The following is a 21634-nucleotide window of genomic DNA, read 5'->3' as shown; positions in this document are numbered from 1 at the left end:
GGGCTAGGCTAGACTGCCCCAACCGGTTACAACCGTTTTCATGGCCGCGCTGCCGTTCAGACCCACGCCGTTCTTCGGCAATAAAAACCGCGCCTTCTGGCGCTTGCAGATCCTTGGCTGGGGCGGGGCCATGCTGCTGCGCGCGATGTCGTCCATCGCCAATGCGCAGCCGTGGTCGTTCCTTGTCATCGTGGTCATCGCCACGATCACCGGCTTTTCGATCTCGCTGATCCTGTCGGTCATCTACCGTGCGCTCATCAACCGGCGCCCGCTGATAACATGGGGCGTCACCGCACTTTCCCTGTCCATCGCGGTCGGCCTCTATGCCTTCATCGATTCGTGGGTCATCAGCCTCTATCGACAGGGCGGTGATGCCAGCTTCGCACAACTTTTCCTTGGCGTGTTCTACCTTGACCTGACGCTGCTGATATCGTGGACCGGGCTGTATTACGCGATCAACTTCTTCCTGCAGGTGGAAGAACAGACAGATCAGCTCATGCGGCTGGAAGCGCAGGCCACGAGCGCGCAACTGGCCATGCTGCGCTATCAGCTCAACCCGCATTTCCTGTTCAACACGCTCAACTCCATCTCGACGCTGGTGCTGCTGAAGCAGACCGAACCTGCCAATGCTATGCTGTCGCGGCTGTCGTCGTTCCTGCGCTATACCTTGGTGAACGAACCCACCGCGCGCGTCACCGTCGCGCAGGAAATCGAGACGCTGAAGCTCTATCTCGACATCGAACTGATGCGGTTTGAGGAGCGTTTGCGCACGGAATTTCGCATCGACAATGCTGTGCGGAACGCGCTGATGCCCTCGCTGCTACTGCAACCGCTCGTGGAAAACGCCATCAAATATGCGGTCGGCCCCATGGAATATGGCGCTGAAATTACCATCGAGGCGCAACTCGTCGGCCCCATGCTACGGGTTACCGTGTCGGACACCGGGCCGGGCTTGTCACCGGGCACCGATCCTTCGACAGTGTTCGGCGTGAGCAGCGCATCAACCGGCATTGGCCTTGCCAACATTCGGGACAGGCTTCTGCAGGCTTATGGCGAAAACCAGCGTTTCGACATCTCCAACCGCCCCGAAGGCGGTTTTCAGGTGGTGCTGGAACTGCCTTTCGAACCGCGAGAGCCGGAAACTCCGCCCGTTCTGGCCCGCCGTCCGGCGGTTGTCAGCGCATGAAGCTGGGAACCGGAACCACTCTCGATGGTCCTGCTTTCGACGGGGTAAGATCACGGGGGCGCAACGTGACGCACAAGGGTAACGCATGACCATCCGCACCATCCTCGTTGATGACGAGAAACTGGCCATTCAAGGCCTGCAACTGCGCCTTCAGGCTTTCCCTGATGTCGAGATTATCGACACCTGTTCGAACGGGCGCGAAGCGATCCGCAAGATCAAGACCGAAAAGCCCGATCTGGTATTTTGCGACATCCAGATGCCCGGTTTTGACGGGTTTTCGGTGGTGAAGGGCGTAATGGAAATCGACCCGCCACTGTTCGTCTTCGTCACCGCCTATTCCGAACATGCGATCAAGGCGTTCGAGGCCAATGCCGTCGATTACCTGCTGAAACCGGTTGAGGAAGACCGCCTGGCCGACGCGCTGGAGCGTGCCCGCACCCGTCTTTCGGAAAAGCGCGGACGCGAAGAAGCCGACAAGCTGAAGAACGTGCTGGCCGAAGTCGCCCCCGGCGCCCTTCCCGAAATCGAGGATGAGGGCGAGCCGGTTGCGGGCCGCTTCGAAAAGCTCATCAACATCAAGGATCGCGGCCAGATTTTCCGCGTCGACGTCGATACCATCGAACGGATCGAAGCGGCGGGCGATTATATGTGCATCTACACCGGCGACAATTCGCTGATCCTGCGCGAAACCATGAAAGATCTGGAACGCAGGCTTGACCCCCGCGTATTCCAGCGCGTCCACCGCTCGAAGATCGTCAACCTCGATCAGGTCCGTCAGGTTCGCCCCCACACCAACGGCGAATGCTTCCTGGTGCTGGAATCCGGCGCGGAAGTGAAAGTCAGCCGCTCCTATCGCGATGTGGTGGCTCGCTTCGTGCACTGATCGCCGGGCTTCCCTGCTCGACACCAACGCCGGGAATGATAATGGACTGCCTATGAGCAGCTTTTCCATTCCCGGCTTCGATCTGGAAGCCTTCGTCGCCGCCACTCTTGCCGAAGATCTGGGCCACGGCCTGTCCGGCGGCGGGCATGACGTTACCAGCGAAAGCGTGATTCCTTCCGATGCGCGCTTTTCGGGCGCCATGGACAGCCGCGATGCGATCACCGTCTGCGGGCTGCCTATCGCCGCAGCCTTCTTCCGCGCGCTCGACCCTGCCATGACGATCGAAATCCTTGTGCCCGAAGGTGCGCGAGTGACACCCGGCACCGACCTGATGCACCTTGAAGGCAACGCGCGGGCCATGCTGACGGCGGAACGCAGCGCGCTGAACACCGTCCAGCATCTGTCGGGCGTGGCCACGCTTACACAGCAATATGTCGACGCGATCGATGCCTTTGGCGGCCAGACGAAGGCCCGCCTGCTCGACACGCGAAAGACCGTCCCCGGCCTGCGCCATCTGGAAAAATACGCGGTACGCACCGGCGGCGGCACCAATCACCGCATGGGCCTGTGGGACGCCGCGATGATAAAGGACAACCACGTCCTTGTCGCAGGTGGCGTGGCCGAAGCCGTGCGGCGCGCGCTTTGCGCAGGCGTTAAGGACGTGATCTGCGAAGTGGATCATATCGACCAGATCGAACCTGCGCTGTCTGCCGGGGCCACCCGCCTGCTGCTCGACAACATGGGACCGGACCTGTTGAAACAGGCCGTGGCGCTGGTCGCCGGGCGTGTCCCGTGCGAGGCGTCGGGCGGGGTCCGGCTCGACACCATCGGCGCGATTGCCGCTTCGGGCGTGGATTACGTTTCGGTCGGTCGGTTGACGCAAAGTGCGCCCGCCGCCGACATCGGCCTCGACTTCACGCCGCTGGACTGACAGGTTCCCGGCCCATGTCAAAACTTTCCGAACGTCCCGCCGCCATCGTCTGGTTTGAACGCACCCTGCTGGCCAGCCAGTTGGTGCGGATCGTCAATGTCTCGGTCAATGCCACGGCCATGGCTGCGCTGTTGGGCGTGGACAAGCGCAGTATCCTGATCGGGCCATATGCCAATGCGATGATCGCGCTGGGACTGGGGCTGGTCGTTTCACGCGCCCGCGTGGGCTTTGCACGATGGTTCGTGGCCGTGCTTGTGGGTTTCGAACTGCTGGGCCTTGCAGGCATTCCCGAAGTGGCGCGGATGCTTGGCGCACCTTTTGCCGCATTTTCCACGCTGGCCATCATACTGATGCTGGCCGCAGGCGTGCTGATGTTTCGCCCGCAGGCATCGGCATGGCTTAACCAGAACAAGGCTGACTGACATGCGCCGTGCGATGGCGCTTGCGGCGCTCGCCACCGCCACACCTGCGCTGGCGCAAGGCTGGCAATGTCAGGTGCCGCCGCAGGTTTCGGTGCCGCCCATGCCCTTGGCGGATGAACCGGCGCGGGTGGTGCCAATCACCGGCTATACCTTGGCGTTAAGCTGGTCGCCCGAATATTGCCGCACGCGCAAGGATGATCCGGCCAATGCCACGCAATGCTCCGGTCGCATGGGCCGGTTCGGCTTCGTCCTGCATGGACTGTGGCCCGAAGGACGGGGCAGCCAGTATCCGCAGTGGTGCCCGGCCCCGCGCGCGCCCGATGCCGCCACTTTGCGCCGAAACCTTTGTACCACGCCGTCCACCACCTTGCTGATGCACGAATGGGCCAAGCATGGTTCGTGCATGACCAAAGACCCAGCGGCCTATTTCGACAAAGGCCGCACGCTGTTTCAGAGCATGACCTTCCCCGATATGGCCCGCCTTTCGCGCAAGGAAGGCCTGAACGCCGCAATGATGCGCCAAGCGATGGTGGTGGCCAATCCGCGCCTGAAGCCGGATATGATCCGCCTGCTGCTGGGCCGTGGCGGCTGGCTGCGTGAAGTGCAGGTCTGCCATTCAACCACGTTCAAACCGGTGCGCTGCCCACGCGGCACAGGCCCTGCCGATTCGGTGCCAGTGAAGATCTGGCGCAGTTTTTAACGCCGTTCGCGGAAGAAGCTGCGCAGCATGTCTGCCGCCTCGCTCTCCCCCATCCCGGAATAGACTTCAGGTCTGTGCAGACAGGTGGGCTGGTCGAACACACGGCCACCATGCTCCACCGCGCCGCCTTTGGGATCGCTGGCAGCATAGTAAACGCGCGCAATCCGGGCATGGACGATAGCACCTGCACACATCGCGCAAGGTTCAAGACTGACCCACAGGTCACACCCATCCAGCCGTTCCTGCCCCAATGCAGCCGCAGCGGCGCGAATCGCCAGCACTTCGGCATGAGCGGTAGGATCGCACAATGCGCGCGGGCGGTTGTGTGCGGCAGCAATCACCTTGCCATCCCGCATAATGACCGCGCCAATCGGCACTTCGCCTGCTTTCCCAGCGCAAAGCGCCTGATCCAGCGCCATTCGCATGGGTTCGGGAAGGGGCCAGCGGGTCATGGCGTGCGGTATAAGTGAGCGCGCGACGCTTTCAAGCCTTCGGTAGTGTCTCAGTTTGAATTTTGATCGCGCGAAAGGGCTACCGCCAGCCGCGATCATGCCTTATGCTTAGCGGAAAGCATGGAGGCTGTATGCGACTTTTCAAGTTTACCGAACAGACGGGGAGCCGCGTTGCGCTGGCCGCCGAACAAAACCCAGATAGTCTTCCGAGCGGTGCTTGGTTGGCGGCAGGCACGGTTGAAATAAATCGCGGCGATGGCCCCCGGATTGGCGCGGACTCAGATGAAATTCTAGATGGCGTAAATCGTGATGGCGTATTCATTTGGCCGGAGGGCGGGAATGCCTAAAGGCCCACGCGGAGAGAAGCGGCCAGCCGACGCCATCGGCCTTGCGGTGATGATCGGCAAGATCGCAACCGGCGAGATTGAGGACGAGCGCGAAGGGCTATCCAGTGCCGCCGCCCAGCTTGGGAGCAAGGGCGGCAAGAAGCGCGCGGAGAATATGACACCGGAACGCAGGGCGGAGATCGCTAAGGCTGCGGCGGCTAAGCGGTGGGCAAAACTGCCAAAGGAATAAATCTGGAATAAAATATCTTGAATTGGACAGGATTTCGTGCCACACCCCTTCAGTCAGCAGGGAGTGCGCACATTGCCAATTCGTAGCGTTGAAGATGCCAAGGTCGAAATCGGCCATCATTTCCCCGGCTTGATGGCGTTGGGCCGTGAGGTCCATGCCTTTTTTATGCGGGAGTGTCGCGCGATAGCTCCAATGCTGGAGGCTCGATCGAGGGCGACGATCTATCGCGATGTCTTTGTTCGCAAACTGCGCGATTATTGCGACGCTACGAATGGCGCACACCTCCACCGCAAGAGCCAGCTTGTTCTGGTCGGCCTTGAAAGCAAATATGCGCTCCGCGTTAAGCGCTTGTCTGGCGGCTTCTCGGTTGGCGTCAGCCCTACCCACGCGTCCGAACAGTATGATGCGAACGAAATGCCGGATTATGCATCTACCCTTTTCCCGGATGCACCCGAGGCGACGCTCCTCTATTTGGGCTGGAGCGTCCCGGAAAACGCTCCAAATCAGATCGATATCTATCTCGTCTGCAATGATGCCAATCGGAATGTGCTGTGGGCAATTTCTCTGAGTGATGGCGACGACGGTCGCGGCATTCAGCAGCCTCTGCCGGTTGACGATGATGACGAAAACGTTGCGGTTCGTGTTTTGGTGAGAGGTGGCGAGCGGAAGGCAAATGGATAAGGTATTCAACGGCAGCTTGCTTACCCTTGCGCGACAAGTTCGCCGCAAGGGACAGGCTGAACTTGTTTCTATGCTGGATGGATATATCACGCAGGGGACTCTGTCGAAACTGGAGCATGGCCGCATCCAGCCGCAGCCTGAGCTTGTGGAGAAGCTGGCTGATGCGCTGCGCGTCCGTCCAGGCTTCTTTTTTCGGAGTGCTTATGTTCGGGAACCGATGGTGAGCTACCATCGGAAGCGGGCTAAATTAGCTGTGAAGGATCAAGACGCAGTTCATGGCTTGGCTGAGATTTTTAGACTTAATTTGAAGTCATTGCTGGAGTCGGTTGAGCTAGATCCGACCTTGCCAGCCTTGCCGTCGGTCGATCCTGATGAATATGGTCGTGACGTCGAGGAAATTGCCAGAATGCTTCGGCAGAGGTGGCAAGTCCCTAAGGGGCCGGTAGCCGACCTTACCAAACTCGCGGAAGGGGCGGGGATAATCATTATCTCGTTCGACTTCGGTAGCGAGCTGATCGACGGGTTCTGTCAGCATTCCTGCGACGGTCTTCCGCCTCTTGTTTTTATAAATTCTAATCAGCCAAAAGATCGGTATCGTTTTAGTTTGGCTCATGAAATTGGGCACCTGATTTGTCACCAAACTCCTCATCGTGAACAGGAGATTGAGGCAAATAGGTTTGCGTCCGAGTTTCTTATGCCTACTAGGGAAATTAAAAACGATTTCGATTCTCATTCTCTTACAAAGTTTATGGATTTAAAGCTGTATTGGGGAACTTCAATGCAGTCTATAATGTATAAAGCTTGGCAGATTGGCTCTCTTTCTGACAGAATGTATAAATACTACGCCATCGAAATGTCTAAGCGTGGCTTTCGTAAACGTGAGCCGGTGGAGGCCACTCACCTTGTTGAGCGGCCTGCGGTTCTCCGTTCAATTATCAAGGCACATATTTCCGACCTAGATTATTCCATTGAAGACATTGCAGAAATGTTCGGACTTCTGGTGGAGGATGTAGCATCCCTATATCCCGTTCCACAGAGTAAACCGATGTTGCGCCTAGTTTCATAATTACATTTCATGCTTGACGCTAAGCAAGAAAGTTCATATAAAAATGGGCATGAACAAACTCGCCCTTGCAAAACGCGTCCAAATCCTCGCCATGCTGTGCGAAGGTTCCTCCATGCGCTCGATCAGCCGCATTGCGGACGTGTCGATCAACACGGTTGGCAAGCTGCTGGTTGAGGCTGGGGAAGCCTGCCTTGCCATCCATGACGAGACTGTGCGCAACGTGAAGGCTTCACGCATCCAGTGCGATGAAATCTGGTCGTTCTGCTATGCCAAGCAAAAGAACGTGGCTGATGCGAAGGCCGCTCCTGATGGCGCTGGCGACGTGTGGACGTGGACGGCGATTGATGCCGACACGAAGCTGATGGTTTCCTATTTCGTGGGGGATCGTTCGGGCGAAAGCGCCATGATCGTTATGGACGATCTGCGCGCGCGCCTTGCCAACCGTGTCCAGCTTACGACCGACGGCCACAAGGCTTATCTGGAAGCTGTGGAAGGCGCATTTGGTGCTGACGTGGACTATGCCCAGCTTGTGAAGCTGTATGGCTCAATCGGCGGCGCTGGCCCTGAGAAGCGCTATAGCCCCGCCGATTGCACTGGGATCAAGAAGGTTCGCCGCGAGGGCAATCCCGACATTGCGCACGTTTCCACCTCGCATGTGGAGCGCATGAACCTCTCTATCCGTATGCAGAACCGCCGCTTCACGCGGTTGACCAACGCTTTCAGCAAGAAGCTGGACAACCACATTCACGCGCTGGCGCTGTATTTCGCGTTCTATAACTTTTGCCGCATCCATAAGACGCTTCGTGTCACCCCTGCGATGGCAGCGGGGATCACTGATCACCTTTGGTCGCTTGATGACATTGTGGCAAAGATTGATGCGATGGCCCCAGAGCCAAAACCTCGCGGACCTTACCGCAAGCGGGAAAATTCAAACTGAGACACTACCAAGCCTTCCGAATCCTTGACTTCGCCTGCTGAATCGATAAGAGCCGCGCCTTCCCGATAGTTACTATCGAACAAGCCAAGCGAGTTTTAGCCATGTCGCGTATCTGCGAACTGACCGGTAAGGGCCGCCAAGTCGGTCACAACGTAAGCCACGCCAACAACAAGACCAAGCGTCTGTTCCTGCCCAACCTGCAGAACGTCACGCTGATGAGCGAGAAGCTGGACCGCAGCTTCAAGTTCCGCGTTTCGACGCACGGTCTGCGCTCTGTTGAGCACAACGGCGGCCTCGACAACTGGCTGCTGAAGCAGTCGGACACGAAGCTTTCGTCGCGCGCCCTCAAGGTGAAGCGCGATCTGGTGAAGGCTGCTGCTGCCTAACAGCGCGCCCGCGAGGGCTTAAGATTTCTCCCGCAAGGGATTGATCGATCCAAAACCCCCTTTCCTTAGTGGATCGGGGGTTTTTGGCGTTTCAACGAATGAGCGGAAACTGCAACGGATCAAACGCCAGCTCCAGCACAAGCGTACGCTGGAACGCCGAATCGTTGGCATCGGAAATCAACCACAGCACCATCTGCCTCCCGCTGCCCGGTAGCAACGTCATGCCTTCATAGTTTTCGCGCAGATTCTGGCCATCGATCCGCGCAAGTTCGGTGGTGCGCAACGCGCGGCGCCGGTCAATCTGCGCCGGGTCGGCCAGCACGATTCGGCTTTCGAAATGCAGCGGGAAAAGGTTGAGCCGCCGCGTCAGGATCAACAGCCGCCCATCAGGCAGCGGCGTCATATCGACCGGATCGAAACCTTCTGGCAGCACGATTCGAAAAGGGCTTAAGGGCGACCGCCCCGGATGCCCGGAAAACAGCAGGCCAAGATGCGCCCCAGCAGTATCGAACGCGCATGATTCGCACAGGATCATCCAGCATCCATCCCGCAGGCGCGCCATCGCTTCTGCACCGCCATTGCGCGGCCACGCCTTCATCGGACCAATCGAGAATGCCTGCACGCCCAGCCCGCGTCGGGCCAGCCGGAACACCCGATCGCCGCCTTCGGCACCAACCCACAAGCTGCCATCTATGGGATCGAGCACCGCCGATTCCACATCGAAACCTGAATAACCGCCATCCAGCCGCCGTTCGTAAATCAACCGTCCGGTTTTGGCCGTGGCCCGGCCAGCGCGCATAGGCACGGCAAAACGCGCCCACGAATTGCGGTCGCTCAGTGCCAGAAAATCGCCTTCGGGCATGGCCAGAAGCGCCGAATAGCCACCAAAGCGCGGGCTGGGCGACGTGATGTGCCACAAATGCAGCGGGCGGAACGGCCCCAGCTTTGCCCGATCATCGCGGCCAATCTGCGCCGTCCTGTCCGAAACCCGCAGCAGCGCCCGCGGCGAATCCGGTGGTAATGGCTTCCACCCCCAGGTGATCCACAGCAACGGTGCCAGCAAGAGAAGAAGGGCGGTGAATCTTCGCACTGGGCCGCGATGGCAGAAGCTGCGCTGCGGTCAAGCCGGAGCGGTGAGATCATCAGCCATCACGCCATTTTCGTCACATGGGGCGAAACACCAGCGCATCGCCATTGATGCAATAGCGCAGGCCCGTAGGCGCAGGGCCATCGTCGAACACATGGCCCAGATGCCCGCCACACTGGTTGCAATGAACTTCGGTGCGGACCACGCCCAGCGAACGATCGGTGCTGGTGCCCACGGCCTTGGCAATCGGCTTCCAGAAGCTGGGCCAGCCGGTGCCGCTTTCAAATTTGGTGGACGATGCGAACAGCGCAGTGCCATCAGCCGCACAGGCGAATGTGCCTTTGCGCTTTTCCTTGAGCAGGGGCGACGTGAAAGGCCGCTCAGTGCCTTCTTCGCGCAGGATGTAATATTGATCGGCGGTCAGAAGCTTGCGCCATTCGGCATCGCTTTTGGCAATCGGGAATGTGCCCTTTGCCGCAGGTTTGGCGCTGCACGCGCTGGCAAAGGGCAGAACCGCGCTGGCCCCCAGCAAGGCCAGAATACGACGGCGATGGAGCAGTGCGGGCAAAGGTCTGACGATCATCTGCAACCTCTAAGGTGTTCTGCCGATGGGCCGGTGGGCATTAAAACCCTGGGGGGCGGTGGCCCACCGGCAGAACATGACCTGTGATAGCCGCGCCTGCCGGTGCCAATCGTGACCAATATCATAGCGGGTCGAACAAAGACCCCAAGTTAACGCTTCTCCAGTTCCACTTCCAGCTTGCGGAAACCGTGGACAAAATTGGCCCGCACCCGCTGCACATCGCCCCTTACCCGCACACGCATGCGGCGCTCGTGCATTTCTTCCAGCAGGATGCGCAATTGCAGTTCGGCCAGCCGCGCACCGACGCAGCGGTGAATGCCATGCCCGAACGACAGATGCCGCCGCGCATTGGGCCGGTTGACGATCAGCTTGTCGGGGTTTTCAAACACCGTTTCGTCGCGGTTGGCCGAAATGTACCACAAGATCAGCTTTTCGCCTGCCTTGATCTGATGGCCGAACAGGTCGGCATCGGCCGTGGCGGTACGGCGCATGTGCGCCAGCGGCGTGACGAAGCGGATGCATTCCTGCACCGCATTGGGAATCAGCGAAGGATCGCTTTCCAGCAGTTCGCGCTGATCGGGGAAATGGTCGAGCGCGTGGATGATGCCCGACATGGTGTTGCGTGTGGTGTCGTTGCCGCCCACGATCAGCAGGACCAGATTGCCCATGAATTCCTGCGGACTCATGTGGTTCATGGCTTCGGAATGGATCATCATCGAAATCAGATCGCCCGTGGGCGGTGCCTGCATCCGCGCGCCCCACAAACGCTGGAAATAATGCGCCATTTCACTCAGGAAACCAAAGCGCGTATCGGCAAGATCGCGCGCCAGCGTCAATTCGACATCGCCCGCCCAGTCCGACCAGAACGTCAGCAGCCGGCGGTCTTCCCACGGGAAGCCGAACAGCAGCGCCAACATGCCGGTGGTCAGTTCGATGGAAACCTTGTCCACCCAGTCGAACCGTTCGCCCCACGGCAACGAATCGAGCACGTCGGCGGTGCGGCGGCGGATTTCGGCCTCCATCTCCACCATTTTGGCAGGCGTGAAGGCCGGGGCCACGGTGCGGCGCTGGCCGGTATGATCGGGCCGGTCCATGGCAATGAACATCGGCAATTGCCGTTCCGCCAGCTTGGCCGGGTCAACATCGGCCGGTGGGTCGCCAATGGTGATGCCGCCATATTCCCATGATGATGAAAACAGTTCCGGCAGCGATTCCACATGCATGATCGCCTTGTGGCTGGCCACGTTCCAATAGGCGCCATAGGGCGATTCGGGCACGCGGTTGACCGGTGCCTGCGCACGCATTTCGGCAAAGATCGACTGCCAGCGGTCTTCAACATAGATGTCCGAACGGCTGACATCCCAGCGCTGCGTATGGTGCGGCATATCCTGCGGATTGTCCCGCAGCCACGCTTCAAACGCCTGCGCCGCCGTGGGCGAACTGCGATAAGAAAAAGTGGGGACTTCGGGCGCTAGTTGTGTGGCCATGGCTATCCTCCGGTCGCGGCCACGCTTTGCGCATGGTCCGCTTCACCCCGGCAAGGTGCCATAACCTACAACAATGTCAATAATCCACATCTGCGCGTCGCTCAGGCCGTGGCCCCCTTGCGACGAAACAGCCGCGCCCACACGCTGCGTTTTGCACCTGATGGGCCGGATTTCATTACCGTGCGGCGGAACAGCGCTGCGCCTGTCCGCACGATCACTGCCACCCACAGCCCCTGCCAGGCCAGCGCCAGCAGATGCGGCCACAACTCCGGCTGCTGCGCCGCGCGAGCGAGCATCGCATAGGGCGAACTGACCGGAAACAGGATCGACGCCCACTCCACCCACGTCCCCGGCATCGTCAGCGCAAAGCTGGCAAAGAAAAACACCATAAGCTGGAACATCGACACCGGCATCGACAGCGTCTGCACTTCGCGCACGGTTGAAGCCATGCCGCCGATAGACAGGAACAGTGACCCCAGCAGCAGATAGGCCATAGCGAAATAGAGGAAGCCAAGCGTGAGAAACAGCGGCCAGCCCACAGCGGGAACCGACAGCACGGGCAAAGCCTTGCCTCCTGCCAGCACCAGCAGGCCAAAGCCCGTGCCCCACACCGCAATGCCGACAAGGCTGACCGCCAGCATGGCAAACAGCTTGCCCATGAACATGGCATCCATCGGAATCGCGGCCGCCAGCACCTCGATGATCTTGTTGCCCTTTTCCTCAACCAGATTGGACAGGACCATACCCGCCAGCAACATCGTCAGCAGGAACAGCAATACTTGCGCCCCCTGCGCGGTATAGATCTGCCCGGTCTTCACTTTGGCGACGCTGGTGTTCACTTCCTCGACCGCGACAGTGGGATACTCGGTCGGCTGGGTCGAACGGGCACGCGCGGCAAGGTTCGACACCAGACCTGCCCATTGCCGCACCCGTTCGGTCGGCCCGGTCAACCTTGGCGCATCCAGCGTTCCATCCAGCACAGCTGCAACCTGCCGGTCGCCGTCAGCCAGCGCGGCGGGGGCGTCAAAGGACTGCCCTGGCGCGACCTGCTCCAACACGATCATATCGGGCACAGGGCCTGCCACCCGCCCTTTCAGTTCCTCACGCGCAGCCAAAAGCCGGTCGGCATCGGGCGCGCTCATGGCAATGCCGATGCGCGGACGGTCAACGTTCTGCTGCACTTTGGCACCGATGCCGCCTGCCAGCCCGCCAACAATGATGGGAAAGGCAGGCCCGATCAGAAAAAAGATGAAGGTCTTGGAAAAGATTACCGCCACGAAATCGCGCCGGGCAATCACCAGCGCGGCGCGCAGCTTCTCTCGCAGCCCCATCATCATTTCGCCTCTCCCGCACTTTCATTCAGCGCCCTTGCCGCCGCTTCGCCTGCAATCGCCACAAAGGCATCGTGCAGCCCCGCCCGCTCGATCGACAGGCTGAGGATTCCTGCATCGCCTTCGATCAGCGTGCGCAACAGCGGTTCGACCCCGCTTTCAGGCAGGGTGAAATGCCAGAACGCGCCTTCATGCCGCACATCGGCGGGCAGGGCCGCGCGCCATGGCCCATCCTGTGCGCGCGTTTCCAGCCGCACTTGCGGGCGCAACCGGTCGCGCGCTTCGTCCACCAACCCGGCAAAGGGCACCTTGCCCCCTGCAATAATCGCAATGCGGTCGCACAACCGTTCGGCATGGGCGATGACGTGGGTGGAAAAGATCACGGTTGTTCCGCGCGCCGCCAGTGCGCGAATCATCAATTCCAGCTTGCCCTGATTCAGCGCATCAAGGCCGGAAAACGGTTCATCGAACACCACCAGATCAGGCTGATGGACCAGCGTGCCCAGCAATTGCACCTGCTGCGCCATGCCTTTCGACATCTGGCGGATCTGCCGGTCTGCGGCATAGCCAAGGCCATGCTCTTCCAGCATTTCGCGCCCTTTGCGGCGTCCCTCTTTCAGCGGCACTCCACGCAGGGCGGCAAGGAACGCAATCGCTTCATAGGCCTTCATCGACGGATAAAGGCCGCGCTCTTCGGGCAGATAGCCAATCCGGCGGGCAACATCGGTAGGCCGTTCATGGCCCAGAACGCGGCGATAGCCTTCGTCGGGATCAATAATGCCCAGCAACATGCGCAGCGTGGTGGTCTTGCCCGCGCCGTTCGGCCCCAGAATGCCGTAGATCGCGCCCTTGGGCACCGAAATGTCGACGCCATCAACGGCGGTAAAGCCATCGAACCGCTTCACCAACCCGCGCGCCTCAATCGCGAGTTCCGCTTCACCCCCGTTGCCGGACACCCGCCATTCCCCTAGCTCGATCTTCATGGGCCACGGCCCTATCGGTAGGCGATAAACAAGCGGGACAGCAAGTTTGGTTAACGGCGCAGCAAAAAGTCTGGAGGACCGGCTGAAGCAGGAGGCGGCGCGCCTCGGTTTTGCCGCCTGCGGCATCGCGCCCGCCGCCGACGATAACTTGCGCGCGCAGCGGCTGGAACAATGGCTGGGCGAAGGCTGCCACGGGTCGATGGAATGGATGGAAACCCGCCTGCATCACCGCCGCGGCCCGCAATCGCTATGGCCCGAAGCCAACGCCGTGATCGCCCTTGGCATGAGCTATGCCCCTGCCGCCGATCCGCGCACGCTGGAGCGCTATCCTGACCGGGGGCGCATATCGGTCTATGCCCAGGGGGCGGATTATCACGATGTGATTAAGCGCAATCTCAAGGCCTTGGCACGGTGGCTGGTGGCTGAGGAACCGGGGGCTGAGGTCAAGGTCTTCGTCGATACCGCCCCGGTCATGGAAAAACCGCTGGGGCAGGTGGCGGGGCTGGGGTGGCAGGGCAAACACACCAATCTGGTCAGCCGCACCCACGGATCATGGCTGTTCCTTGGGGCGATCTACACGACCCTGAACCTGACATGGGACGCACCGCACGCCGACCGCTGCGGTTCTTGCACCGCCTGCCAGACCGCCTGCCCCACACACGCCTTCCCCGCCCCCTACAGACTGGATGCGCGGCGCTGCATTTCCTACCTGACCATCGAACACAAAGGCCCGGTGGCCGAGGAATTTCGCGCCGCGCTGGGTAACCGCATCTATGGCTGCGACGATTGCCTTGCCGCCTGCCCGTGGAACAGCTTTGCCGCAGCGGCACAGGCCAACCGCGCCTTCCTGCCCCGTGCTGAACTGACCGCACCAAGGCTGGCCGAACTGCTGGCGCTGGACGACGCGACATTCCGCACCGTGTTTTCGGGCAGTCCGATCAAACGCATCGGCCGCGACCGCATGGTGCGTAACTGTCTGTATGCAGCGGGCAACAGCGGCGATGCGGGCCTTGTCCCGGTGGCGCAGTCGCTGCTGGACGATCCTGACCCAGCGGTGGCCGATGCCGCCCGCTGGGCTTTGGACAGGCTGGCTTAAGCCGCCATTTCCTTCAGCGGCACGCCCGCATCGGCCAGCATTTCCGGCGCGATCTGGGCACGGGTTTCGACCAGCTTCTTGCCCTGCACATAGTCCTTGACCATGTTGACGCAGTCGAGCGCGATGACCTTGCCGTGCTTGAGATAGACCACCGAGAATGAGCGGGTGGCCGGATCGCCCCGCAACACCGCCTGATCGTGCCCCGTGGACAGGCCTACGGTCTGCAATTTCAGATCATACTGGTTCGACCAGAACCACGGCGTCGCCTTGTAAGGCACTTCATTGCCGCAGATGCCCTTGGCAACGCAGGTGGCCATGTCGTTGGCGTTCTGTACCGATTCCAGCCGCATCACCGCACCTTCGGCAAAATCGTTGGCATGGGCAGCGCAATCGCCAATGGCATAGACGTCGGGCAGCGAAGTGCGGCAGAATTCGTCAACGTCCACGCCATTGCCACCCGCCGCGCCTGCGGCGATCAACGGGCCGACACAGGGCACGATGCCGATGCCGACAATCACGATATCGGCGGGCAGGACCGACCCGTCCTGCATCCGCACGCCGGTAACCTTGGTGCCATCGCCTTCAATGCAGTCCATCGCCGCACCAGTGCGCAGGTCCACGCCATGGGCGCGGTGTTCCGCCTGATAGAATTCGGACAGCGCTTCACCGGCCACACGCGCCAGCACGCGCGGCAGGGCTTCCAGCAGGGTTACCTCGACGCCGAACTTGGTGAGCACCGCCGCCGCTTCCAGCCCGATATAGCCGCCGCCGATCACGACCGCCCGTTTCGCGCCCGCATCCAGTTCGGCCATCATCCGGTCGGCATCGGCGCGGGTGCGCACGCCATGCACGCCGACAAGGTCCGATCCCATGCACGAAAGGCGGCGCGGATCGCCGCCGGTCGCCCAGATCAGCTTGCCATATTCCACCTGCGAACCATCGCCCAGCGTGACCGTACGCGCGCCTGCGTCAATCGACACGACTTCGGCGCTCAACCGTAGTTCAACACCCTTGTCTTCCCAGAACTGGGCGGGGCGGATGCAGATGCGGTCAAACGTCTTGTCGCGCGCCAGATATTCCTTGGACAGCGGCGGGCGTTCATAAGGGATTTCCGGTTCGCGCCCGATCACCAGAATGCGGCCTTCAAAACCGTTCTGGCGCAAGGCGATACCGGCCTGCGCCCCACCGTGGCCTGCCCCGACAATCACGACGTCCGCCTGTTCCATCCGAATCCTCCCGGTAATGCCCGCACCTGCTTTGCGTGCCGGTTTGGCCAAAACCGCGCGTCCGTCAACTGACCGGAGTCAAAAAGACCTTTCCCACCAAGGGAGAATTAGGGAGATTTCCCGAAAAATCAGGCCAGAACCACTTCGCTCAGGCCCGCGATATCGTCCTGCGTTGGCACCCACGTCCCAGCCATGGGGCCGTCATCTGCAAATATCGCAAGCGTCGCCTGTGCGGTGTCCGCTTTGCGCGCCAGCGCGGAGAGCCTTGCGGCCATGGGGTCGTCGACTGTGCCGTTGTGGCCCTGGAGGTGGCGGATCCATGCGGCGATGGCGGTGAGGATGGCGGGACAGGATTTGCCGGCCTTGGCATTGGCGGCCAGCGTTTCCAGCCAGCGCTGGGGGATTTTCTGGCTGCCGTCCATGGCGATCTGGATCAGCCGGTGGTTGAGGCTGGGATTGGCGAAGCGCGCGATCAGCGCCTCGGCATAGGCGGCAAGGTTCTGGTTCGGCGCGGCCGCGATTGTGGGCGCAGCCTCTCGGCCCATCAGGCGCAGGGCAAGATCGTGCAGTTCGGGGTCACCAATCGCTTCGTGAACATAGGTGTGCCCGCGCGCAAGGCCGCAATAGGCGAGCATCGAATGGGCGCCGTTGAGCATGCGCAGCTTGGCGGTTTCATATGGCGCAACGTCACTGACCAGCTCTGCCCCCACCGCTTCCCATTGGGGGCGCGGGGTGGCAAACTTGTCCTCGATCACCCACTGGCTGAACGGTTCGGTGACGACACAGGCTTCATCGGCAAGCCCGCCCAGATCCTCGGCCACCCCCAGCCCCTCGGCTACCATCGCCCGATCCTCGTCCGTGGTCGCGGGCACGATGCGGTCGATCATGGTCGAAGGACAGGCGCAGGTATCCTCGAACCATGCCAGCAGATCAGGTTCATGCCGGTCGAGATACTGGCGCATCAGCGCGTGCAGCTTTGCCCCGTTGTCGGCCAGATTGTCGCACGGCAGCAGAGTGATCCCCGGCAGCCCCGCCTTGCGCCGCCGCAGCAGGCCCTGCGTGACGAAGTAATAGAAGCTCAAACTGTGGGCGAGCGCGAAGTCGAGATCGCCGCTCTCGCTGCGGCAATAACCCTTCTCGGTCACCGTCAGGCTGACGATGCGGGTGTCAGGCGCGGCCACCGCCGCAATCACCGCCTCCGGCTCCTCGCTGGCGACCAGCACGTTCCTCACCGATCCGACCACGCGCAGGGCAGTCCCTTCGGCGGACCGCTCGGCCAGCGTATAAAGCCCGCCTTGCGGGTTCATCTGCCGCGCAACGCCGGGCGAACGCAGCGATACGCCGGTAATCATCCAGTCGCGATCGCCCCCCTGTTCACTGGCACCATTCATCGCCGCATCGCAATACCACGCCTGATGCGCGCGGTGGAACGCGCCAATGCCGAAGTGGACAATGCCGACCTTCTGCGCATCCCGGTCATAAAGCGGGCGCGCCACAGTGGCGGGCAGGCTGGCCAGCGTTGCGGGAGAAAGACGGCTCACAGCCTGTAGGCCTTCTTGGCAAGGTTGTAGGACAGGTCGGTGGCCAGTTCCGCCGCTTCCCAGTCCTCGATCCGGTGTTCCAGCACCAGCTGCGCCAGAAAGGAGCAATCGATGCGCCGCGCCACATCGTGCCGCGCCGGGATTGACAGGAAAGCACGGGTATCGTCGTTGAAGCCGACGGTGTTGTAGAAGCCCGCCGTCTCGGTCGTGGCATGGCGGAAGCGCTTCATCCCTTCGGGGCTGTCATGGAACCACCATGCCGGACCCAGCTTCAGGCAGGGGTAATGCCCCGCCAGCGGTGCCAGTTCGCGGGCATAGACGCTTTCATCCAGCGTGAAGAGGATGATCGAAAGGTCGCGCTCATTGCCATAACGGTCGAGCAGCGGCTTCAGCGCATGGACGAAATCAGTCCGCGTCGGAATGTCCGCGCCCTTGTCACGGCCAAAGCGTTCGAACACGGCGGCATTGTGATTGCGGAACGATCCGGGGTGGATCTGCATGACCAGCCCATCGTCAAGGCTCATCCCGGCCATCTCGGTCAGCATCTGGGCGCGGAACAGTTCGGCCTCTGCCGCGGTGAAGTCTCCCGACACGACTTTGGCGAACAGCGCTTTGGCTTCGGCCAGCGGCAGGTCGGCGGTCTGTGCGGTGGGGTGGCCATGGTCGGTGCTGGTCGCGCCCATCGTGGCGAAGAAGGCGCGGCGCTGCCGGTGCGCGGCAAGGTAGCCTTCCCATGTCAGGCAATCCTCGCCAGTCAGCGCGGAAAACGCATCGAGGTTCGCTCTAAAGCCTTCAAATTCCGGGTCCACCACCGGATCGGGGCGATAGGCGGTGATGACCCGCCCCTGCCACCCGGACGCGCGGATCGCGCCATGGTGCTCCAGCGTGTCGAGCGGGCTTTCCGTGGTTGCCAGCACTTCGATGTTGTAGCGTTCGAACAGTGCGCGCGGGCGGAAGGCATCCGTGGCCAACATCTCGGTGATCGTGTCGAAGTACAGGTCCGAGGTTTCGGCGCAAAGCTGCACGCCCATGCCGAAGACTTGCGCAAACACCCAGTCCAGCCACATCCGCGAAGGCGTGCCCCGGAACAGGCCATAGCGTTCGGCAAACAACCGCCACGCCGCGCGCGGGTCCACTTGCCGGTTGCGCACACCCAGATCTTCCAGCGCCACCCCTTGCGAATAGAGCATGCGGAACACGTAATGATCCGGCACCAGCAGTAGCTCGGTCGCATTGCCGAACGTCTCGTTACCCGCAAACCAGCGCGGATCAGTGTGACCATGCGGGCTGATGATCGGCAGGCCTTTGACCGAGGCATACAACTCCCGCGCCAACCCACGCACAGACGGTTCAACCGGAAACAACCGGTCACAATGCAATTCAAGATTACGCAGCATTACGGTTCCAGTGCGGTGAATTTGAAATTGCGGAATTTGGTTTCGCCCGGCCCTGCGGCGTAAAGGCCGGGGCGCAGCATCAGGAAGCCGCCGCGCACGTTATGGTGATAGCCGGACACTTCCATGCCCCGGTCAAACTTCACCCACGTTTTCCCGCCATCGCCAGAGGTGTGATAGCTGATGATGTGGCGACGGTTGGTCACACGGATGCGCATGGTAGCCCCATGCGGGTTGGCCGGGCGGCCGCGCTCCATGCCATATTGATGGGTGACAAAGCGCTGCGCATCGAAGCCCAGCCCGGCATAGAGCTTGTCGTCATAGAACAGCACCAGCCCGGCAGTCGCACCCGGTGCCAGTTCGATGTCGCATTCGAACTGATAGGACGTGTCGCCCGCAATCAGCAGCAGCGGCGATCCGGTGGAGGGAGCCAGCCCTTTCCCTTTCAGGAACAGCGTATTGTCCGCCACCCGCACCCGCGCAGCTTCATCCGGTGCGGGGCGGAAGAACGACCATTTGGTGCCAAGCTGCAAAGTGGCAAACTGATCGGACAGCGCCATGCCGTGGGGCAGCGCTTGCCCGCCCTTGGGCTTGGGCAAAGGCTGCGACAGATCGCCGCCTTTCATGTGGAACCAGCCATCGGCGGTCCATTCGATGGGGTCGAGCAGGCACTGACGGCCCAGCGTCCAGAAGCCGTTCTCGAATCCGTGATACAGGCTCCACCACGAACCATCGGGCGCTTCGACAAGGCTGGCATGGCCGCGTGACCACCAGCCTTCGCGGATATCGGTGGTGCGCACCAGCGGGTTGCCGGGGTGCTGTTCCCATGGGCCGTGGATGGATTTCGACCGCGCGGCAATGACCATGTGCCCGGTGGGTGGGCCAGCCGTGCCACCCACTGCCGTCAGCATATAGAACCACTTGCCAACGCGGTGGATCTTCGGCCCTTCGGGGGCAAAGCCTTCCACATCCCATTCATCGGGATAGCGCCACGGATCGTAAACGTGTTCGACCGGCCCAGCGAGGCTCAGGCCATCGTCCGAAAGCCGCACCCGGTCCCCGCCTGAAAGGAACAGCCAGCGCGAACCGTCTTCACCAACGGCATGGCAGGGATCGATATGGTTAGGCAGGCCCAAGGGCACAGGATCGCTCCACGGCCCGTCGATATGGTCGGCCCAGATCACGAACGTGTCGTTCTGCGGGGACGCCTTGACCGGAATATACAGGTAATAGCGGCCCTTGTGCTTTTCGAGGCTGACCGCCCAGACCGAGCCGATGTTCCGGTGCAGCGCGGGTTTGCGTGGGCACCAGTTCACCAGATCGCGCGAATGCCAGATCAGCAGGCCGGGATAGCTCTCGAAGCTGGAGAAAGTGAGGTAATAGTCTTTCCCGTCTTTGAGGATCGCCGGATCGGGCCGGTCGCCCGACAGCACCGGATTCAGGAACGTGCCATCGCCCAGATCGGCGATGCGCTGGTTATCGAGGCCCCGGCGCGCCGCAGGTGCGGGAGGGAGGGATTGCGCCGGGGCGGCACTTGCGGGGAGAGGAGCCGCAAGGCCGAGAGCGGCAAGCGCCGCCGATTTGATCGCATCGCGCCGGTCGACGGTCACCCCATCAATCATAGGGCCAGCCCCGTCGTGCGCGCCCATGCGCGCCACAGGTCGGGCCACACTTCCACCGGCTTGCCGATTGCTTTGCGCAGGCCAAAGCCGTGGCCGCCACATTCGAACAGATGGGTTTCAACGCGCACCTTCTTCTCCTTCAAGGCCGCGCGCAGCAGCAGGGTGTTGTTCACCGGCACCGATTCATCGTCTTCGGCGTGGAGCAGGAAGAACGGCGGCGCATTGGCGGGAACATTCAGGTGGGGCGAATGCGTCGCTTCCAGCGCAGGCGAGGCGGTCTTGCCCACCAGCATTTCGCGCGAACCGGCATGGGCATCGGGCGCGGTCATCGACACCACCGGATAGATCGGCGCGGCGCTGTGCGGCTTGGCCGAAAGACGGTCCGCCGCATCGATCCCCTCATACACCGATGCGGCGAACCGCGTGGCAAGATCGGCGCAAACATGGCCGCCTGCCGAAAACCCCATGGCCGAAACGCGTTCCGGGTCGATGGCATAATCGCGCGCGCGGTGGCGGATCAGCCGCGTGGCACGCTGCGCATCGGCCAGCGCCACGTCCGGCCCTGCGGCCCAGCCATCACCGGGCAAGCGATAGAACAGGACAAACGCGGTGAACCCGCGCGCCGCCAGCCAGCGGCCCATTTCATAGCCTTCCTTGTCGACTACGACCCAGCGATACCCGCCTCCGGGGGTGATGAGAACTGCCGCACCATTGGGCCGGTCAGGCCGGAACACCGCCATACGCGGGCGCACAATGCCTGCCACCGCGCGGTCGGTTACCAGCGCGTCGGTCGATCGTTCCTGCACCATTTCAACCGGCGGCTTTGCCCGCATTCCCGGCGCCCCCCTAGGCCACAGGTCGATGGTTTCGGACGGCTGCGGCAGCCCCGGCGGCAATGCACCCCCTGCCACGAAGGGTGGCGGCGTCTGCGCAGCAACTTTTCCCGCCGTAACCGCAGACACAAGAGAAGCCGCCATGAAGGATCGACGATCAATGGTCATGGCGGCTCCTTGTTGTGCAAAAATGAGGTGGCCGGGCAGCTTAGGAGGCACTGCCCGGCCGGA

Annotated in this window: 22 protein-coding genes; 11 read left to right on the top strand and 11 right to left on the bottom strand. The window is 61.5% G+C overall.

The features are described 5' to 3' along the window. The first annotated feature begins 40 nt into the window (after positions 1-40). The 5 genes from OVA07_RS05445 (at position 41) to OVA07_RS05425 (ending at position 4122) form a co-directional block, all read left to right on the top strand. A complete protein-coding gene (locus OVA07_RS05445; RefSeq protein ID WP_268170457.1) occupies positions 41-1186 on the top strand; it encodes a sensor histidine kinase in 1146 nt (381 codons plus the stop codon). 85 nt (positions 1187-1271) lie between these two features. After that, positions 1272-2069 carry a LytR/AlgR family response regulator transcription factor gene (locus tag OVA07_RS05440; RefSeq protein WP_268170456.1) on the top strand — a complete coding sequence of 266 codons (798 nt, stop codon included), beginning with the start codon at positions 1272-1274 and terminating at the stop codon, positions 2067-2069. A 52-nt stretch (positions 2070-2121) separates the two neighbouring features. Beyond that, on the top strand, positions 2122-3000 hold the full coding sequence (gene nadC, locus OVA07_RS05435) for a carboxylating nicotinate-nucleotide diphosphorylase (protein WP_268170455.1): 879 nt from the start codon (positions 2122-2124) through the stop codon (positions 2998-3000). A gap of 14 nt (positions 3001-3014) precedes the next feature. Further along, entirely contained in the window at positions 3015-3422 is a 408-nt protein-coding gene (locus OVA07_RS05430; RefSeq protein WP_268170454.1) for a hypothetical protein, read from the top strand. Position 3423: 1 nt separating this feature from the next. Further along, positions 3424-4122 (top strand): ribonuclease T2, encoded by a 699-nt coding sequence (locus tag OVA07_RS05425; protein WP_268170453.1) that lies wholly within the window; start codon positions 3424-3426, stop codon positions 4120-4122. Here the strand turns inward: OVA07_RS05425 and OVA07_RS05420 are convergent. Further along, positions 4119-4574 (bottom strand): nucleoside deaminase, encoded by a 456-nt coding sequence (locus OVA07_RS05420; protein WP_268170452.1) that lies wholly within the window; start codon positions 4572-4574, stop codon positions 4119-4121. The two genes, OVA07_RS05425 and OVA07_RS05420, sit on opposite strands and share 4 nt — an antisense overlap. A gap of 339 nt (positions 4575-4913) precedes the next feature. On the opposite strand from OVA07_RS05420, the gene OVA07_RS05415 reads away from it, so the two are divergent. The 5 genes from OVA07_RS05415 (at position 4914) to rpmB (ending at position 8220) form a co-directional block, all read left to right on the top strand. Next, entirely contained in the window at positions 4914-5150 is a 237-nt protein-coding gene (locus OVA07_RS05415) for a hypothetical protein (RefSeq protein ID WP_268170451.1), read from the top strand. 72 nt (positions 5151-5222) lie between these two features. Further along, positions 5223-5831: a hypothetical protein gene (locus tag OVA07_RS05410; protein ID WP_268170450.1), complete on the top strand. Its 609-nt coding sequence runs from the start codon at positions 5223-5225 to the stop codon at positions 5829-5831. Further along, on the top strand, positions 5824-6897 hold the full coding sequence (locus OVA07_RS05405; RefSeq protein WP_268170449.1) for a helix-turn-helix domain-containing protein: 1074 nt from the start codon (positions 5824-5826) through the stop codon (positions 6895-6897). The genes OVA07_RS05410 and OVA07_RS05405 overlap by 8 nt, the downstream gene beginning before the upstream one ends. A 49-nt stretch (positions 6898-6946) precedes the next feature. Next, positions 6947-7834: an IS1 family transposase gene (locus tag OVA07_RS05400; protein ID WP_268170448.1), complete on the top strand. Its 888-nt coding sequence runs from the start codon at positions 6947-6949 to the stop codon at positions 7832-7834. A 101-nt stretch (positions 7835-7935) separates the two neighbouring features. Continuing rightward, positions 7936-8220, top strand: a complete 285-nt coding sequence (gene rpmB / locus OVA07_RS05395) for a 50S ribosomal protein L28 (RefSeq protein WP_268170447.1) — start codon at positions 7936-7938, stop codon at positions 8218-8220. Between the two features lie 91 nt (positions 8221-8311). Here rpmB and OVA07_RS05390 read toward each other — a convergent pair whose 3' ends face one another. From OVA07_RS05390 to OVA07_RS05370, 5 genes are all read right to left on the bottom strand, one after another. After that, on the bottom strand, positions 8312-9310 hold the full coding sequence (locus OVA07_RS05390; RefSeq protein WP_268170446.1) for an esterase-like activity of phytase family protein: 999 nt from the start codon (positions 9308-9310) through the stop codon (positions 8312-8314). 73 nt (positions 9311-9383) lie between these two features. After that, positions 9384-9890, bottom strand: a complete 507-nt coding sequence (gene msrB, locus OVA07_RS05385) for a peptide-methionine (R)-S-oxide reductase MsrB (protein ID WP_268170445.1) — start codon at positions 9888-9890, stop codon at positions 9384-9386. Positions 9891-10039: 149 nt separating this feature from the next. Continuing rightward, the gene (locus OVA07_RS05380) at positions 10040-11377 is read right to left on the bottom strand and encodes a cytochrome P450 (RefSeq protein WP_268170444.1); all 1338 of its coding nucleotides are present in this window, start codon (positions 11375-11377) and stop codon (positions 10040-10042) included. A 101-nt stretch (positions 11378-11478) separates the two neighbouring features. Further along, positions 11479-12711, bottom strand: a complete 1233-nt coding sequence (locus tag OVA07_RS05375) for an ABC transporter permease (RefSeq protein WP_268172612.1) — start codon at positions 12709-12711, stop codon at positions 11479-11481. Beyond that, entirely contained in the window at positions 12711-13691 is a 981-nt protein-coding gene (locus OVA07_RS05370) for an ABC transporter ATP-binding protein (RefSeq protein WP_268170443.1), read from the bottom strand. Before OVA07_RS05370 ends, OVA07_RS05375 begins: the two co-directional genes overlap by 1 nt. Positions 13692-13737: 46 nt before the next feature. Between OVA07_RS05370 and queG the strand changes: the two genes are divergently transcribed. Further along, positions 13738-14787, top strand: a complete 1050-nt coding sequence (queG, locus tag OVA07_RS05365) for a tRNA epoxyqueuosine(34) reductase QueG (RefSeq protein ID WP_268170442.1) — start codon at positions 13738-13740, stop codon at positions 14785-14787. Here the strand turns inward: queG and OVA07_RS05360 are convergent. The 5 genes from OVA07_RS05360 to OVA07_RS05340 all read right to left on the bottom strand — a co-directional run bounded on the left by OVA07_RS05360 (position 14784) and on the right by OVA07_RS05340 (position 21571). Beyond that, positions 14784-16013, bottom strand: coding sequence for an NAD(P)/FAD-dependent oxidoreductase (locus tag OVA07_RS05360; RefSeq protein WP_268170441.1), 1230 nt, complete (start codon positions 16011-16013; stop codon positions 14784-14786). The two genes, queG and OVA07_RS05360, sit on opposite strands and share 4 nt — an antisense overlap. A 128-nt stretch (positions 16014-16141) precedes the next feature. Beyond that, the gene (locus OVA07_RS05355) at positions 16142-17554 is read right to left on the bottom strand and encodes a mannitol dehydrogenase family protein (RefSeq protein WP_268170440.1); all 1413 of its coding nucleotides are present in this window, start codon (positions 17552-17554) and stop codon (positions 16142-16144) included. Then, on the bottom strand, positions 17551-18951 hold the full coding sequence (uxaC, locus tag OVA07_RS05350; protein WP_268170439.1) for a glucuronate isomerase: 1401 nt from the start codon (positions 18949-18951) through the stop codon (positions 17551-17553). Before uxaC ends, OVA07_RS05355 begins: the two co-directional genes overlap by 4 nt. Next, a complete protein-coding gene (locus OVA07_RS05345; RefSeq protein WP_442789619.1) occupies positions 18951-20570 on the bottom strand; it encodes a family 43 glycosylhydrolase in 1620 nt (539 codons plus the stop codon). Before OVA07_RS05345 ends, uxaC begins: the two co-directional genes overlap by 1 nt. After that, complete coding sequence (locus OVA07_RS05340) at positions 20567-21571, bottom strand: alpha/beta hydrolase (RefSeq protein ID WP_268170437.1); 1005 nt, start codon at positions 21569-21571, stop codon at positions 20567-20569. Before OVA07_RS05340 ends, OVA07_RS05345 begins: the two co-directional genes overlap by 4 nt. Between the last annotated feature and the right edge of the window lie 63 nt (positions 21572-21634).

The organism is Novosphingobium sp. SL115, assembly GCF_026672515.1.
GTDB lineage: Bacteria > Pseudomonadota > Alphaproteobacteria > Sphingomonadales > Sphingomonadaceae > Novosphingobium.
This window is presented reverse-complemented; position numbering and strand designations above follow the sequence as displayed.

Bases quoted from the DNA above. Each gene is read 5' to 3' on its own strand.
- msrB (WP_268170445.1), bottom strand. From the start codon at position 9,890: ATGATCGTCAGACCTTTGCCCGCACTGCTCCATCGCCGTCGTATTCTG.
- OVA07_RS05405 (WP_268170449.1), top strand. From the start codon at position 5,824: ATGGATAAGGTATTCAACGGCAGCTTGCTTACCCTTGCGCGACAAGTT.
- OVA07_RS05380 (WP_268170444.1), bottom strand. From the start codon at position 11,377: ATGGCCACACAACTAGCGCCCGAAGTCCCCACTTTTTCTTATCGCAGT.
- OVA07_RS05360 (WP_268170441.1), bottom strand. From the start codon at position 16,013: ATGGAACAGGCGGACGTCGTGATTGTCGGGGCAGGCCACGGTGGGGCG.
- OVA07_RS05340 (WP_268170437.1), bottom strand. From the start codon at position 21,571: ATGACCATTGATCGTCGATCCTTCATGGCGGCTTCTCTTGTGTCTGCG.
- OVA07_RS05440 (WP_268170456.1), top strand. From the start codon at position 1,272: ATGACCATCCGCACCATCCTCGTTGATGACGAGAAACTGGCCATTCAA.
- OVA07_RS05425 (WP_268170453.1), top strand. From the start codon at position 3,424: ATGCGCCGTGCGATGGCGCTTGCGGCGCTCGCCACCGCCACACCTGCG.
- OVA07_RS05445 (WP_268170457.1), top strand. From the start codon at position 41: ATGGCCGCGCTGCCGTTCAGACCCACGCCGTTCTTCGGCAATAAAAAC.
- OVA07_RS05375 (WP_268172612.1), bottom strand. From the start codon at position 12,711: ATGATGGGGCTGCGAGAGAAGCTGCGCGCCGCGCTGGTGATTGCCCGG.
- OVA07_RS05430 (WP_268170454.1), top strand. From the start codon at position 3,015: ATGTCAAAACTTTCCGAACGTCCCGCCGCCATCGTCTGGTTTGAACGC.
- OVA07_RS05415 (WP_268170451.1), top strand. From the start codon at position 4,914: ATGCCTAAAGGCCCACGCGGAGAGAAGCGGCCAGCCGACGCCATCGGC.
- OVA07_RS05345 (WP_442789619.1), bottom strand. From the start codon at position 20,570: ATGATTGATGGGGTGACCGTCGACCGGCGCGATGCGATCAAATCGGCG.
- OVA07_RS05370 (WP_268170443.1), bottom strand. From the start codon at position 13,691: ATGAAGATCGAGCTAGGGGAATGGCGGGTGTCCGGCAACGGGGGTGAA.
- rpmB (WP_268170447.1), top strand. From the start codon at position 7,936: ATGTCGCGTATCTGCGAACTGACCGGTAAGGGCCGCCAAGTCGGTCAC.
- nadC (WP_268170455.1), top strand. From the start codon at position 2,122: ATGAGCAGCTTTTCCATTCCCGGCTTCGATCTGGAAGCCTTCGTCGCC.
- OVA07_RS05400 (WP_268170448.1), top strand. From the start codon at position 6,947: ATGAACAAACTCGCCCTTGCAAAACGCGTCCAAATCCTCGCCATGCTG.
- uxaC (WP_268170439.1), bottom strand. From the start codon at position 18,951: ATGCTGCGTAATCTTGAATTGCATTGTGACCGGTTGTTTCCGGTTGAA.
- OVA07_RS05420 (WP_268170452.1), bottom strand. From the start codon at position 4,574: ATGACCCGCTGGCCCCTTCCCGAACCCATGCGAATGGCGCTGGATCAG.